The 14,903-nt window shown below is 75.1% G+C and carries 7 protein-coding genes; 3 read left to right on the top strand and 4 right to left on the bottom strand.

Annotated elements, in window-relative coordinates; all coding sequences use genetic code 11:
* Positions 1 to 2: 2 nt before the first annotated feature.
* The 3 genes from ACFW6A_RS20620 to ACFW6A_RS20610 are packed head-to-tail and all read right to left on the bottom strand — an operon-like array spanning position 3 to position 3,453.
* Positions 3 to 1,331 carry a PLP-dependent aminotransferase family protein gene (locus ACFW6A_RS20620; protein ID WP_386641814.1) on the bottom strand — a complete coding sequence of 443 codons (1,329 nt, stop codon included), beginning with the start codon at positions 1,329 to 1,331 and terminating at the stop codon, positions 3 to 5.
* A complete protein-coding gene (locus ACFW6A_RS20615; RefSeq protein WP_386641811.1) occupies positions 1,328 to 2,437 on the bottom strand; it encodes an alpha-hydroxy acid oxidase in 1,110 nt (369 codons plus the stop codon). Before ACFW6A_RS20615 ends, ACFW6A_RS20620 begins: the two co-directional genes overlap by 4 nt.
* The gene (locus tag ACFW6A_RS20610; protein WP_386641808.1) at positions 2,434 to 3,453 is read right to left on the bottom strand and encodes a VOC family protein; all 1,020 of its coding nucleotides are present in this window, start codon (positions 3,451 to 3,453) and stop codon (positions 2,434 to 2,436) included. Before ACFW6A_RS20610 ends, ACFW6A_RS20615 begins: the two co-directional genes overlap by 4 nt.
* 257 nt (positions 3,454 to 3,710) lie before the next feature.
* Between ACFW6A_RS20610 and ACFW6A_RS20605 the strand changes: the two genes are divergently transcribed.
* Genes ACFW6A_RS20605 through ACFW6A_RS20595 form a run of 3 tightly spaced genes read left to right on the top strand, consistent with a single transcriptional unit; the run spans position 3,711 to position 7,684 of the window.
* Positions 3,711 to 6,221, top strand: coding sequence for an AMP-binding protein (locus tag ACFW6A_RS20605; protein ID WP_351845684.1), 2,511 nt, complete (start codon positions 3,711 to 3,713; stop codon positions 6,219 to 6,221).
* 6 nt (positions 6,222 to 6,227) lie between these two features.
* Entirely contained in the window at positions 6,228 to 7,424 is a 1,197-nt protein-coding gene (locus ACFW6A_RS20600) for a cytochrome P450 (protein WP_351845686.1), read from the top strand.
* Positions 7,425 to 7,447: 23 nt separating this feature from the next.
* Complete coding sequence (locus ACFW6A_RS20595; RefSeq protein ID WP_351845688.1) at positions 7,448 to 7,684, top strand: phosphopantetheine-binding protein; 237 nt, start codon at positions 7,448 to 7,450, stop codon at positions 7,682 to 7,684.
* Positions 7,685 to 7,816: 132 nt separating this feature from the next.
* On the opposite strand, the gene ACFW6A_RS20590 is transcribed toward ACFW6A_RS20595, so the two are convergent.
* Entirely contained in the window at positions 7,817 to 14,869 is a 7,053-nt protein-coding gene (locus ACFW6A_RS20590) for an amino acid adenylation domain-containing protein (protein ID WP_386641805.1), read from the bottom strand.
* Between the last annotated feature and the right edge of the window lie 34 nt (positions 14,870 to 14,903).

The following is a 14,903-nucleotide window of genomic DNA, read 5'->3' as shown; positions in this document are numbered from 1 at the left end:
TCTCAGGTCCTCTCCAGAAGATCGGTCACCAGCGAAGCGAACCGGTCCAGACCGAGGTCGATCTCCTCCGGCGTGAGCGAGCTGCAGGACAGCCGCAGTTGCCGCAGGCCGCCCCCTGCCGCGTAGAAGTGGTGCATGGGCGTCCAGATGACCTTGTGCCGCCGGGCCGAGTGGGCGAGCAGCTCGTCGTCGGCGGTGAACGGCACCGTGACGACCAGGAAGAATCCGCCGTCCGGGCGGTTCCAGGTGACGGGCGACGGCGCCGGGAAGCGCGCGGCGAGCCCGTCGAGCAGGTGGCGCAGGCGCAGGCCGTACCGCGCGGTGGCGTCCCGGTTGGCCTCGCGCAGGGCGAAGCCGCTCTCCAGCAGCCTGCCGCCGATGACCGCCTGGGCGATCGGCGGGGTGTTGACCGTGATCATGCTCTTGATCTTCGAGAGCTCGTCGGCGAGGGTGCCGACGGCCTCTCCGTCCCGGACGACCGGCTGGTCCGCCACCACGTACCCGATGCGGGCGCCGGGCAGGGCGGTCTTGGCGTACGAGCCGAGGTAGACGACCCGGTGGCCCTCGTCCATCGACTTGAGCGTCGGTTTCGGGGGGCTCCCGTCGCCGAAGAAGCCGTACGGGTTGTCCTCGACGAGGAGGATGTCCAGTTCGGCGGCGAGGTCGAGGAGCCGGCGCCGGGTCGGCACGTCCAGGCTGAGTCCGGTCGGGTTGGCGAAGTCGGGCACCAGGTAGCAGGCGCGGGGCCGCAGTCCGGCCTCGCGGGCCCCCCGCACCTTGGCCGCCAGGTCGTCCAGGTCGATGCCGCCGGAGCCGCTGTCGACGGGCACGACCGGGAGGTCGACCAGCCGGGCCGCGCCGGTGATGCCCACGTAGGCCGGCGAGGTGGTGAGGAGCACGTCGCGGTCGTCGGCGCGCAGCGCCCGCAGCACCAGGACCATGGCCTCCTGGCAGCCGACGGTCACCACGATCGACTCCGGGTCGGCGTGGATCGACTCGTCGGTGGCGAGGTTGCGGGCCACCAGGTCCTGGATCACCCCCTTGGTGCGGCCGTACTGGTAGAGCCGGTTGCGGGCCGTCTCCGCGCCGCCGGGCGTGCCGTCGGCGACGTGCGCGGTCCAGGCGCGCAGGTACCGGTGGACGTCCTCGATCGCGAAGTCGCCCGGGTCGGGCCGGCCGGCGGCGAAGGACACCGCGTCCGGGTACCGCTCTGAGACCTCGTTGAGCAGGTTCATGGACAGCAGCGCCGGGTCGGACAGCGAGCCGTGCAGGTCGGCCAGGTCCATCACCGCCCCGGGCCGTGCCGTCCGGGCGTGGGACGGGTCGGTCATCGCGCCTCCCGTTCGTTCGCGCCGGGCGCCCAGCGCACGCCGAGCCGTCCGGCCGCGGCCACGTCGGGCGCGCCGGCCAGGGCCATCGCCGCGGCCAGTTCGGTGCGCAGCAGTTTCAGCGCTCCGGTCACGCCCGGCTCGCCGCCGGAGGCCAGGGCCCACAGGACCGGCCGGCCGAGGAGCACCCCGGACGCGCCGAGGGCGAGCGCGCGCAGCACGTCGGTGCCGCCGCGCACCCCGCTGTCGAGGAGCAGTTCGCAGGCGTCGCCGACCTCGTCCCTGATCCCGGCCAGGGCCAGGAGGCTGGGGACGGCGCCGTCGAGCTGCCGGCCGCCGTGGTTGGAGACGACCAGGCCGTCCGCGCCGAGGTCCACCGCGCGCCGGGCGTCCGCCGGGTCGAGGATCCCCTTGAGGACCAGGGGCAGTCGCGTCCGCCGCCGGACCCGCTCCAGGTCGGACCAGGAGAGGGTGGGGTCGATGACGGCGGCGGCGTGTCCGCCGACGCTCTGTCCGCCGCCGTGCTGCGCCGGGGCGAGGTTCGCCGGGGCGGCGTGGGCGGGCACGGCGAATCCGTTGCGCAGGTCGCGCAGGCGCCGGCCCATGAAGGGCACGTCGACGGTGAGGACCAGGGCGCGGGCGCCGAGCCGTTCGGCCTCGGCGATCAGGCGTTCGGTGCGGTCCCGGTCGCGCAGCCAGTACAGCTGGAAGAACAGTTCGCCGCCGGTGACGGCCAGTTCGTCGAGGGGGCGGGCGGCGAGGGTCGCCGCCGTGAAGGGGACGCCGGCCGCGGCGGCGGCACGGGCGACCCCCGGTTCGCCGTCCGGGTGCACCAGCGTGTGGAAGGCCATCGGCGCCACGGCGACGGGCATCGACGCCGGTGCGCCCAGCAGGGTGGTCGTGGTGTCCGCGGCGGCCGTCCCGGACAGCACGCGCGGCACGAGGTGGCAGCGGTCGAAGGCGGCCCGGTTGGCGCCGAGGGTCGACTCGTGGCCGCTTCCGCCGGCCACGAAGTCGTACACCTCGGACGCCAGCACGGCGCGGGCCCGGTCCTCCAGGTCGTCGAGGGTGAGCGGATCCGCCGCCGGGGCGGCCCGCCCGCCGGTCACGTCCGGTCCTGTCGCTCGACCGCCTCGTACAGCTTGCGGATGTTGTTGCTGCCGAAGGTGGTCGCGCCGCGGCGTTCGATGATCTCCATGAAGAGGGTGCGGCGCGGGTGCTCGGACCGGGTGAAGATCTGGAACAGCTCGCCGTCGTGGTCCCGGTCGGCGAGCACGCTGTACTTGCGGAGTTCCGCCACGGCGTGGCCGGAGCCGCCGAGCCGCTCCTCCAGGTCCTCGTAGTACGAGTCGGGCGTGGCCAGGAACCGGACGCCGGCGGTGCCGAGGTCGGCCACCGCGTCCACGACGTCGGGCACCGCGAAGGCCAGGTGCTGCACGCCGCTGCCGCCGTGCTTCTTCAGGAAGTCGTCGATCTGGCCCGGGACGGCTCCGGTCATGGGCTGGAGCAGCGTCAGCGTCACGCCGCCGCCGGGGCTCTGCACCACCTTGGACTGCATGGCCTGGGCGCCGACGTGGATGTCCTCCTCGAAGACCACCCGCCAGCCCAGCGTCCGGGCGTAGAACTCGACGGTCGGGTCCAGTTCGCCGGTCTCCAGGCAGATCGCGATGTGGTCGACGCACAGCAGGTGGCTCCTGGGCGGCGCGGTGGCTCCGGCGCCGGGCGCGCGGTCCGCGGCGGGCACCGGGGTGATGCCGGGCAGCGACCAGGGCGCGCCGGGGGGCCGGCTGACGAAGGTGTGGGTCACGTCGCCGAAGGCTTCGAGCACCGTGGGGTCCGGCGCGGCCACGCCGAGGGCGATGTCGCTCACGCCGTCGCCGTGCCGGGCGGTGTAGAGGGTGGCCGGGTGCTCGTCGGTGCGGCCCTCCAGCAGCACCAGGACGACGTCCCGCTGCCGCACGGCCACGGCGGTGAACTCCGCGGTGTCCCCGGTGGCGATGACCTCGAAGCCGTAGCGCTCGACGAACTCGGCCGCCCGGGCCCGGGCGTCACCGACGGAGAGGGTGATGTGGTCGATGCCGGCGTCGACGGCGTGCTGATTTCTGGAATGGGGTGCGGAAGACACGAATTCCCCCAGGGCTCGATAATCGGTTTCAAGGACGGGAAGAAGAATTTCCGGATCCCGGTACCGCGACGAAATGGACGCTAAGGACGGGCGTCGGGGAATGTCAACGAAACCCTGGCGGGAGGGGCCTGACAGTGCGGAACACGCCTGTCCGCACCTGGGTGCGGGGGGTTCCCCTAGGGGGTTCGTAGGGGTTGCCCCGATCGTCGCCGCGGGTGAATATGCGTGCGATCGAAGCTGCGGACAAGGAGCGGTACGTGCTGATTCACCAGGCACTCGACGAACGCGCGGCACAATACGGCGACCATATTGCGCTGATAGACGGTGAAGGACCGGTCACCTATTCCCGGCTGGTCGCGGAGGCCGATTCCCATGCCGCCGCGCTGGCCGCGGCGGGGGTGGGACCGGGCTGTCTGGTGCCGGTGCGGATCGCCCGCTCGGCCCGGATGGCGACCCTGCTGCTGGCCGTGCTGAAGACGGGCGCGGCCTACTGCCCCATCGACGTGAAGTGGCCGGACGAACGGGTCCGTGAACTGCTGCGCCTGCTGCGGGCACCGGTGTTCGTCACGGACACCCCGCTCGACGGCGCCCCCTGCTGGACCCCGCCGGCCGTGCCCGCGCCCGTGCCCGGGCCGCGGAAGGCCCCGGCCGGCATCGGACCGGACGAACCGGCCTGCGTCTTCTTCACCTCCGGGAGCACCGGCACCCCCAAGGGGGTGGTGACCCCGCACCGGGCCGTGCTGCGGCTCTTCGACACCGGACCCCTGGCGGCCTTCGGCCCCGGACGGGTGCTGCCGCAGCTCTCGCCGGTCGGCTGGGACGCCTGCGGGCTGGAGCTGTGGGGCATGCTCGGCCGCGGCGGCACGGTGGTGCTGCCGGACGAGGACCACCTGCTGCCGGACGCCCTGCGCGAGCTGATCGACCGGCACGGGGTGAACACCCTCGTCCTGGTCGCGTCCGTGGTGAACCTGCTGGTGCGGCTGGATCCCGACTGCTTCCGCGGGGTCGACCTGATGTTCATCGGCGGGGAGCGGCTGGCCCCCGGGCCGGTGCGCGAGCTGCTGCTCCGCCACCCGGACATCACCGTGCACAACTGCTACGGCCCGGTGGAGAGCTTCGCCTTCGCCACCATGCACCGTATCCGGCCCGAGGACTGCGACCGGCCGCACGGCGTGCCCATCGGGCGGCCGGTGCCCGGCACCGAGGTCCACCTGATCGACGGCGAGCTGTGCGTCGCGGGCTCCGGGCTGGCCCGGGGCTACCTGCACGACCCGGAGCGCACCGCCGAGCGGTTCGTCACCGTCGACGTCGGGGGCGTGCCCACCCGGGTCTACCGCACCGGCGACCGCGCGGAGCGCGACGCCGACGGCGTGCTGCACTTCCTCGGCCGCGCCGACCGGCAGGTGAAGATCCGCGGCTACCGCGTGGAGCTGGGCGAGGTGGAGAGCCGGGCCGCGGACCGCGCCGGCGTGCGCGACTGCGTGGCGGTCGCCCTGACCGGCCGCGGCGGCGCGTACGAACGCCTGGGCCTGGCCTTCACCGGCGACGCGGACCCGGACCGGGTGCGCGCGGAGCTGCGCGACCGGCTCCCCGGCCATCTGGTGCCCGACGTGGTGCGCCGCCTCGACGCACTCCCCCACAACGCCAACGGCAAGGTCGACCATCGAGCGGTGACGGAGCTGCTGCGCGTCCCGACCCCAGGAAAGCGGCTGACGATGACCACGTACACCGAGACCACTCCCGCCCGCACCGACTCCGCCGGCGTCGCCGGGGCCACCGACAGGATCGTGGAGGACTACCTCACGCTCGTCGACGACAGCATGGTCGCGGTGCTCCCGCACGCCCTGCGGATCGCCGTCGAGCTCGGCGTCGCCGATGTGATGGACCGGTCGGTCGCGCAGCCCGTGGCGACCACCGCGGGCCTGATCGACGCCGATCCCGACGCCCTGGGGCGGCTGCTGTCCGCGCTCGCCCCGGCCGGGTTCTTCGCCGGCGACCCGGCCGCCGGCTTCCGGCTGACCGCGCTCGGCGCGCGGCTGCGCCGCGACGACCCGCACAGCCTCTCCGCGTCCCTGGTCAACGCCGAGAGCCAGCTCGCCTGGCTCCGGGCCACGGACACCTTCCGCACCGGCGCGGCCTCCTTCGACGAGGGCGACGGCGGCGGCTTCTTCGGCGTCAAGAACTCCAGACGCGGCGAGAACGTCGCGTTCCTGCGCCGCATGCGGGAGCGCACCGGCCGCCTCTACCGGCAGGCGGCCGAGGCCGTCGACTGGTCGGAGTCGCGGGTGATCCTGGACATCGGCGGCGCCGACGGCTTCCTCCTCGGCGAGATCCTGTCGGTGGCCCCGCACGCGAGCGGCGTCCTCTTCGACCGTCCCACGGTGATCGACGAGGTGAACCTCCGCGGCGGAGTGCCCGGTTGCCGTGCCGTGCCCGGCGACTTCTTCGCCGCGGTGCCCACCGGCGCCGACACCCATCTGCTGTGCAGCGTCCTGCACGACTGGACCGACGAGCAGGCCGTGGACATCCTGCGGTCGAGCCGCCGCGCCCTGGCGTCCGGCGGGCGGCTGCTGGTCATCGAGATGCTGGTGCCGGAGGACGGCACCCAGCACGTCAGCCGCTGGAGCGACCTCGGCATGATGGTCCTCACCGGCGGACGGGAACGCGACCGGGCCGGGTTCGCCCGGATCCTGGAGGCCGCCGGCTACCGGATGCACCGGGTCTCGGCCGTCGCCGGGTCGCCGTTCTCCGTGATCGAGGCGCGCTGAGCGGCGATGGACATCGACCTGCTCACGCCGGAGGTCTTCGCCGGGCAGCGGCACCTGGACCAGCTCGCGGCCGTCCGCGCCCGGCCGGGCCTGACCTGGCATCCGGAGCCCGACGGCCCCGGCTTCTGGGTGGCCGCCCGGTACGACGACGTGCTCGCCGTGCTGGGGGACCCGGGCACGTTCAGCTCCCGCGCCGGGATCCGGATCGGCGGCTCGGACGAGGCGGCCCGGCTGGTCGCCGACCGGATGATGGTGGTCAGCGACCCGCCGCGGCACGGCCGGATCCGCCGCGTGGTGGGGGCGCCCTTCACGCCCGCGGCGCTGCGGCGCTGGCACGACCGGATCGTCGACGGCGTCACCGACCTGGTGGACGAGACGGTCGCGGCCGGTGCCGGCGGGCGGCCGGCGGACGGGCCCTGGGTCCTGGACGCCGTCGGGGACCTGGCGCGGCGGCTGCCCAACCAGGTCATCTGCGCCATGATGGACCTGCCGCGGGCCGACTGGCCGCTGATCGGCCGGCTCACCACCGACGGCCTGGACTCCCCCGACCCCATCGACCGGCTGGACGCCAACGCCGAGATCTTCGGCTACTTCGCCGAGCTGCTCGACCGGCGCCGCGCCCGCCCCGGCGACGACCTGATCAGCGAACTGCTCGCGGCCGGCGGCGACCTCACCGACGAGGAGCTGATCGTCAACTGCAGCGGGGTGCTGACCGGTGCCAGCGAGACCGTCCGCTACGCGGCGGCCGGTGCCCTGCTGGTCTTCGGGGAGCAGCCCGCGCTGTGGACGGCGCTGCGCGCCTCGCCGGAGCTGCTGCCGACCGCCGTCGAGGAGATCCTGCGCTGGACCAGCCCCGGCCTGCACGCGCTGCGCACGGTGACCCGGCCGGTGACGGTCGCCGGCACCCCGCTGGCCCCCGGCGAGCGGGTGACCGCCTGGCTCTGCTCGGCCAACCGCGACCCGGCGGTCTTCGCCGACCCGGACGCCTTCCTCCCCGACCGCGCCCCGAACCGGCACCTCGCCTTCGGCTGGGGCCCGCACGTCTGCGTCGGGGCCCGGGTGGCCCGGCTCGAACTGGGCGCGCTGCTGACCGCGCTGACCCGCCGCGTACGCGCGATCGCCCCGGCCGGTCCGCCGGTGTGGAGCGGCGGCAACTTCATCCACGGACTGACCAGTCTGCCGGTGCGGCTGAGCCCGGCATGAGCCCGTCAAGGAGCTGATCGACGATGGGAACCACCGCAATCGCCGAGATCTGGCAGGAGGTCCTGGGCGTCCCGGTCGCGGACGACGACGACTTCTTCGCCCTGGGCGGCCAGTCGCTGGCCGCCATGGAGGTGGTGGCCGCGGTCCGCCGGCGCCTCGGCGTCTCGGTCCGGGTCCGGGTGCTGCTCGAACACCCCGTGCTGGCGGACTTCGCCGAGCAGCTCGCGCGGGCGGCGGAAGGGGCCCCCGACCGGTCCTGACCACCGGTGCGCACGGGAACGGCGGGAGCGGATGATCCGCTCCCGCCGTTCCCGTGTGCCCGGCCGCGCGCGGCGGCCGCCGCCGGGGGCCGGGTCACGAGGCGTCCTCGCGACCCGGCCCCCGGCGGCGTCTCACGGCCGGCCCAGCCGGCCCAGCCGGTCCAGCACGCCTTGCAGGCTCTCCGCCAGGGCGGTCAGGTGCGGCTGCCGCATCATCGAGTGGTGGTCGCCGGGGACGGTGTGGAGTTCGAAGCCGCCGCGGGCGAGGACGCGCCAGGGGCGGGTGGCGGGCCGGCGCGGCTGCCGGCTCGCGGACAGCAGCACCAGGCGCGCGTCGACCGGGCCCGGCCGGTGCCGCAGCAGGGCGCGGGTGTTGGCCTCGAAGACCCGCATCCGGTCCCGCAGGTCGTCGCGGATGCCTTCCGGGACGAGGCCCGCGCCCTCCAGGAGGTCCAGCAGCGCCTCGTCCTGGCGGTCCGGGGCCAGACCGCGCAGCGCGGCCTCGTCGTACCGGGGCGCCGGGGCCCCGGCCAGGCCGGCGAGGTCGTGGACGAAGCCGCCGAGGAGTGCGGCCCGGTCCGGCTGCTCCTCGCCGAGGTACGGCGGCATGCCGGTGTCGAGCATGACGACCACCGCGACCTCCTCGCCCGCGGCGGTCAGCAGACGGGCCATCTCGGCGGCCACCAGGCCGCCGAGGGACCAGCCGCCGAGGTGGTAGGGGCCGTGCGGCTGGACGGCGCGGACCGCGTCGGCGTACCGCTCGGCGAGGTCGGTGAGCGAGGCGGTGAGCGGGCCGCCGTCGAGTCCGGGGTCCTCCAGGCCGTAGAGCGGCTGCTCGGGGTGGACGAGGCGGGCCAGCGGCAGGTACGGCACCACGGATCCGCCGACGGCGTGGACGAGGAAGAGCGGCGGCCGGGTGCCGGTGGCCTTGACGGGCACCAGCGGCGAGGGCAGGCTCCGCTTCCGGTGGGACGGGTCGAGCAGCATGGCGGTCCTCTCCACGGTCGGTGCCGCGTACAGGTCGCGCACGTCGAGGTCGGCGCCGAACTCCCGGCGGATCTCGGCGCGCAGCCGGGTCAGGTCGAGCGAGGTGCCGCCCAGGTCGAAGAAGCTGTCGTGGACGCCGATCCGGTCGGTGCCCAGCAGGGCGGCCCAGACGCGGGCGACCGCGCGTTCGGTGGCGTCGCGCGGGGCGACGGCCCCGCCGGCGGGGCCCGGTTCCGGCGCGGGCAGCGCGGCCCGGTCCACCTTGCCGTTGGCGGTCAGCGCGATGCTCTCCACGGGCACGAGCACGGCGGGCACCATGTAGTCGGGCAGGCGGGCCGCCAGGTGGGCGCGCAGCTCCCCGAGGTCGACGGGCGCGCCGGGCGTGGCGGGGACGACGTAGCCGACGAGCCGGTCGTCGCGGACGGCCGCGCACGCGTGGTCGACGCGGGGGTGCGCGGCGAGCACGGCCTCGATCTCGCCGAGTTCGATCCGGTAGCCGCGGATCTTGACCTGGTGGTCGATGCGGCCCAGGTACTCCAGGCCGCCGTCGGCGCGGCGCCGGGCGAGGTCGCCGGAGCGGTAGAGCCGGGCGCCGGGCGGGCCGCCGAAGCCGTCGGCGACGAACCGCCGGGCGCTCAGGCCGGGCCGGTGCAGATAGCCCCAGGCCAGTCCGGCGCCGCCGACGAGGAGTTCGCCCGGGACGCCGATGGGCGCCGGCTGTCCGGCGCGGTCGACGACCCACAGCGACAGGTCGGGGATCGGCTCGCCGATGGGGCTCGCGTTCTCGCGCAGCAGCTCGCGGGTGAGCGGGCAGTGGGTGACGTGGACGGTGGTCTCGGTGATGCCGTACATGTTGACGAGCCGGGGGCGGTCCTCGCCGTGCCGGTCGAACCAGCGTCGTACGGAGTCGGCGTCCAGCGCGTCGCCGCCGAAGATCACGTACCGCAGGGAGAGGGCCTCTCCGCGCTCCTCGTCGGCGGCGACCAGCTGCCGGAAGGCGGCCGGGGTCTGGTTCAGCACCGTGACCCCCTCCCGGACGAGCAGGCGGTGGAAGTCCTCGGGCGAGCGGGTCTGCCAGAACGGCACCACGACCAGCCGGCCGCCGTGGACGAGCGCGCCCCACAGCTCCCAGACGGAGAAGTCGAAGGCGAACGAGTGGAACAGCGTCCACACGTCCCGCTCGTCGAAGCGGTACAGGTCCGCGGTGGCCCGCAGCAGCCGGACGACCTGTCCGTGCGGGACGGCGACCGCCTTGGGCTCACCGGTCGAGCCGGAGGTGTAGATGAGGTAGGCCAGGTCGGCGCCGGTCGCGGTCGCCTCCGGCACCGGGAGGTCCCCGTCGGTGTCGGCGTCCAGGAGCAGCACGGTCCCGGGCACGTCGAGGCCCTGTGGGGCGACCACCACCGACAGGCCCGCGTCGGCGGCCATGTAGGAGAGCCGCTGGGCCGGATAGTCGGGGTCGAGCGGTACGTAGGCGGCGCCGGCCCGCAGGATGCCGAGGATCCCGACGACGAGGTCGGTGTCCCGGCGGGCGCACAGGCCGACGAGGCCGCCCCGGGTGACGCCGCGCGCGGCCAGCCGGGCGGCCAGCCGCTCGGCGCGCCGGGCCAGTTGGGCGTAGGTGGTCCGTTCCTCGCCGGCGACCACCGCCACCGCGTCGGGGCGTCGGCGGACCTGGGCGGCGAAGAGGTCCCAGAGGGAGTCGTCGGACGGCAGTTCGCTCCGGGCGGCGCTCCACCGGCGCAGGAGCGCCGCCTCGTCCGGTCCTGGCAGGACGAAGGCGCCCACCGTGGCGTCCGGTTCGGCCGCCGCGCGGGCCAGGACGCGGCCCAGGTGTTCCAGCAGGCGGGTCATCCGGTCCTCGTCGAACAGGTCGGTGGCGTACTCGGCCTGGAGGCGCAGTCCGCCGTCGGCGGTGACGGTGGCGTGCGCGGCGAGGTCGAAGCGGGCGACCGAGCCGGCCACCGGCAGCGGTTCGGCGGTGACGGGGCCGAAGGCGGGCGCGGCGGCGGAGGTCTCGTCGGCGTGCAGGGTGAGGCTGATCTGGAAGAGCGGGTTGCGGCCGGGTTCGCGGGCCGGGCGGAGCCGCTCGACCAGGGTGCCGAAGGGGAGGTCCTGGTGTTCGGTGGCCCCGCGCACGGCGAGTTCGCAGCGGCGCACCAGCTCCCGGAAGGTGGGGTTGCCGGCGAGGTCGGCGCGGAGCACGACGGTGTGGGCGAAGTAGCCGACCAGCGGCTCCAGTTCGGGCCGGTCGCGGCCGTAGAGTACCGAGCCGATGCCGATGTCGTCCTGTCCGGTGTGCCGGGAGAGCACCAGCAGGAAGCCGGCCATCACCACGGACAGCAGCGAGCCGCGTTCGGCGTCGGCCAGGCCGCGCAGGGAGGCGCCGAGGCCGTCGTGGAGCCGGAGTTCCACGGTGGCGCCGGGGTGTCCGGAGGCGGTGCCGCGCGGGCGGTCGGTGGGGAAGTCCAGCTGTGGCAGGGCGTGGAGCCGTTCGCGCCAGTAGCCGAGCTGTTTGTCCAGGACGTCGTCGGCGAGCCGGGCGCGCTGCCAGACGGCGTGGTCGGCCGGCTGGACGCCGAGGTCCGGGAGGACGGCGTCGGGGTCGGTGTAGAGGGTGGAGAGCTCGTCGAGGAGGACGCCCGCCGACCACCCGTCGGCGACGATGTGGTGGGTGCAGAGCACCAGCACGTGCTCGGCGGGGCCGAGCCGCAGCAGTTCGGCGCGCAGCAGCGGGTCCGCGGCCAGGTCGAAGGGGCGGGTGGCGGCCTCGGCGAGGGCCTGCGGCACCCGGTCCGGGTGGATCGGGGTCACCGTCAGCGGCAGGGTCGCCGGCGGGGGGTCGGCGATCTGGACCGGGGTGCCGTCCACGGCGACGAAGCGGGTGCGCAGGCTCTCGTGGCGGGCGGTCAGCCGGCCCAGGGCGCGGGAGAGCCGGCCGGCGTCGAGGTCGCCGGTCAGGCGGAGCGCGAGCGGCACGTTGTAGACCGGGGAGGCGGGGTCGAGCTGGTGGAGGAACCACAGGCCCTCCTGCTGGTGCGACAGCGGGAGCGGTCCGGTCCTCGGGACGGCGGGGATCCGTGCGCCGGCGGCCGGTTCGCGGAGCCGGGGGGCGAGTTCGGCGACGGTGGGCGCCCGGAAGAGGGTCGCCACGCCGAGGTCCGCGCCGAGGGCGGCGCGGACGCGGTTGACCAGCCGGATCGCGAGCAGCGAGTGGCCGCCGAGCGCGAAGAAGCCGTCGTGGACGCCGACCTCCGGGACGCCCAGGACCTCCGCGAAGAGGGCGCACAGGGCGCGTTCGCGATCGTCGCGGGGGGCCACGTGCTCCGTGCCGGGGCCGGTCTCCTCAGGGGCCGGCAGCAGCTTGCGGTCGATCTTTCCGTTCGGGGTGAGCGGCAGCTGGGCGAGCGGGACGAGGGCGGAGGGGACCATGTACGGCGGGAGGAGCGAGGCGGCGGCGGCGCGGATCCCGGCCAGGTCCGGCGTGGCCACGGCGGGCACCAGGTAGCCGACGAGGCGCTTGTCGCCGGGCCGGTCCTCGCGGGCGTGCACGTGGGCCTGGGCCACGTGCGGGTGGCGGAGCAGGGCGCTCTCCACCTCGCCGGGTTCGACGCGGAAGCCGCGGATCTTCACCTGGGTGTCGGCCCGGCCGGCGAATTCGAGGGTGCCGTCGGCGCGCCAGCGGGCGAGGTCGCCGGTGCGGTACATCCGGGTGCCGGGCGGGCCGAAGGGGTCGGCGACGAAGCGTTCGGCGGTCAGTCCGGCGCGGCCCGCGTAGCCGCGCGCCAGGCCGGCGCCGGCGCCGTACAGTTCGCCGACGACGCCGACCGGCACCGGCCGCAGCCGCTCGTCGAGGAGGTAGACGGCGGTGTCGTCCATCGGCCGGCCCATCGGCACGCTGTCGGGCACCAGGTCGGGGTCGTGGAGGGGCATCTGCACCGAGCACATGGTGAGTTCGGTGGGGCCGTACGTGGCGCGGACGCGCAGGCCGGGGTGGCGGCGCAGGACGGCGCGGACGGCGGCGGGGCTGATGACGTCGCCGCCGGTCATCACCTCGCGGAGCCCCGCGAAGCAGTCCGGGTCCTCCTCTGCGACGACCTGGAAGAGGCCGGAGACCAGCAGCACGTCGGTGAGGCCCGCGGCCCGCACGACGGCGCCGTCGACCTCGCCGGGGGGAGCCACGACGACCTCGCCGCCGGACAGCAGCGGCACCCAGATCTCGCAGGTCGACGCGTCGAAGGCGTGCGGCGAGTGGAGCAGTGCGCGGCGGGGCCGCTCGTCCTGCCAGCAGCGGTCGCGGGCGAAGGCGAGCACACCGGCCTGGGTGGTGACGACGCCCTTGGGCGCGCCGGTCGAGCCGGAGGTGTACATGATGTACGCGGCCTGGTCGGGGTGGGCGTCGCCGTCCGGCACGGCGGCGCGGTCGTCCGCGGTGGCCTCGAAGCCGGTCACGTCCAGGGTCCGCGGTCCGGCGCCGGTCGCGGCCTCGTGGTCGCGCAGGGCCTCGTCGACCAGCAGGAGTTCCGCTCCGGAGCCGGCCAGGATGTCGCGCAGCCGTTCGGTGGGCGCGGTCAGCGGCAGGGGCACGAAGCAGCCGCCGGCCTTGAGGACCGCGAGCATCGACACGAGGAGGTCGGCGGAGCGCTGCTGGAGGATGCCGACGCGGGTCTCCGCCGTGACGCCGAGCCGGCGCAGGCGGCCGGCCAGCAGGTCGCCGCGCCGGTCCAGTTCGGCGTAGGTGAGCGTTCCGTGCCGGTCGGAGACGGCGGGGGCGGCGGGGGTCCTGGCGGCCTGCAGGGAGAAGGCCCGGGCGAGTCCGGTGGCCGGTGCGGGGCGGGCGGTGCCGTTCCAGCCGTGGAGCACGGTGGCGCGTTCGCGGGCGTCGAGGAGGTCGAGGTCGCCCAGGTGCCGGTCCGGGTCGTCCGCCACCGCTTCGAGCAGTCGCACCAGGCGGTGGGCGAAGGCGGTGGCCGTGGCGCGGTCGAAGAGTTCGGTGCGGTGGACGAGCTGGAGGGACAGCTCCAGGGGGGTGCCGTCCGGGGCGCAGCGGTCGGTGAAGGCGACCGAGAGGTCGAAGTGGGCCGCGATGGTCCGGTTGCGCAGTTCGGTCACGGTCAGGCCGTCCAGGGCGTACCGGGCGGCGGCGTTGTTCTGGAGGACGAGGGCGACCTGGAAGAGCGGGTGCCGGTTGAGCGCGCGGCTCGGGTTGAGGGCCTCGACCAGCCGGTCGAAGGGCAGTTCGGGGTGGGCGAGGGCGGCGAGGTCGGTCTCCCTGGCCCGGGCGAGCAGCTGCCGGAAGGTCGGGTCGCCGGAGGTGTCCAGGCGCAGCACCAGCGTGTTCACGAAGAACCCGATGAGGTCCTCCAGGTCCTCCTCGGCGCGGCCCGCGTCCATGGTGCCGAGGGGGATGTCGGTGCCGGCGCCGAGCCGGGTGAGCAGGGCGCCGAGGGCGGCGTGCACGACCATGAACAGCGAGGCGTCGGCCTCGCGCGCGAGCCGCAGCAGGCGGGCGTGCAGCTCGGCCGGCAGGTCGAGGCGGACCTCGGCGCCTTCGTCGCCGGAGACGTCCGGGCGGGGCCGGTCCAGGGGCAGCGGCAGCTCGTCGGGCAGGCCGGCCAGCCGGTCCGTCCAGTGGTCGAGGAGGTCCGCGCCGTCCGGGCCCTCCAGGAGCTCGCGCTGCCAGAGCGCGTAGTCGGCGTACTGGACGGGCAGCGGCTCCCAGGCGGGGGCGGCGCCGGCCCGGCGGGCCGCGTAGGCGGTGCCCAGGTCGCGGCCGAGCAGCGCCATCGACCAGCCGTCGCCCACGATGTGGTGGAGCACCAAGTACAGGGTGTGGTCCTCGGGACCGGTGCGCAGCAGCCACGCCTTCAGCGGCAGGTCCGCCGTCAGGTCGAAGGCGTGCCGGGCCAGCCGGTCCAGGGTGGCGGGCAGCGCGTCGGCGGCCACGTCCGTCTCGGTGAGGAACTCGGCGGGGTCCACGGCGGGGCGGACCCGCTGGCGGGGTTCGCCGTCGACCTCGGGGAAGACGGTGCGCAGGCTCTCGTGCCGTGCGACCAGGTCGCCCAGGGCGGAGCGCAGGGCCGCGGTGTCGAGCGGCCCCTCCAGCCGGAGGGCGAGCGGCAGGTTGTAGGTCCACGCCGTGGTGTCGAGACGGTTGAGAAACCACAGGCGTTGCTGCGCGAAAGACAACGGGAACACGGATCCTCCTGCGCCTGCGAGACAGCGACGGTCG

It is taken from the genome of Streptomyces sp. NPDC058758, from assembly GCF_042746075.1.
GTDB lineage: Bacteria > Actinomycetota > Actinomycetes > Streptomycetales > Streptomycetaceae > Streptomyces.
The sequence above is the reverse complement of the archived record's forward strand: the minus strand, read 5'-3'. Positions and strand labels throughout refer to the sequence as shown.

Coding starts and splice junctions, on each gene's coding strand:
- ACFW6A_RS20620 (WP_386641814.1), bottom strand. CDS start 1,331: ATGACCGACCCGTCCCACGCCCGGACGGCACGGCCCGGGGCGGTGATG.
- ACFW6A_RS20600 (WP_351845686.1), top strand. CDS start 6,228: ATGGACATCGACCTGCTCACGCCGGAGGTCTTCGCCGGGCAGCGGCAC.
- ACFW6A_RS20595 (WP_351845688.1), top strand. CDS start 7,448: ATGGGAACCACCGCAATCGCCGAGATCTGGCAGGAGGTCCTGGGCGTC.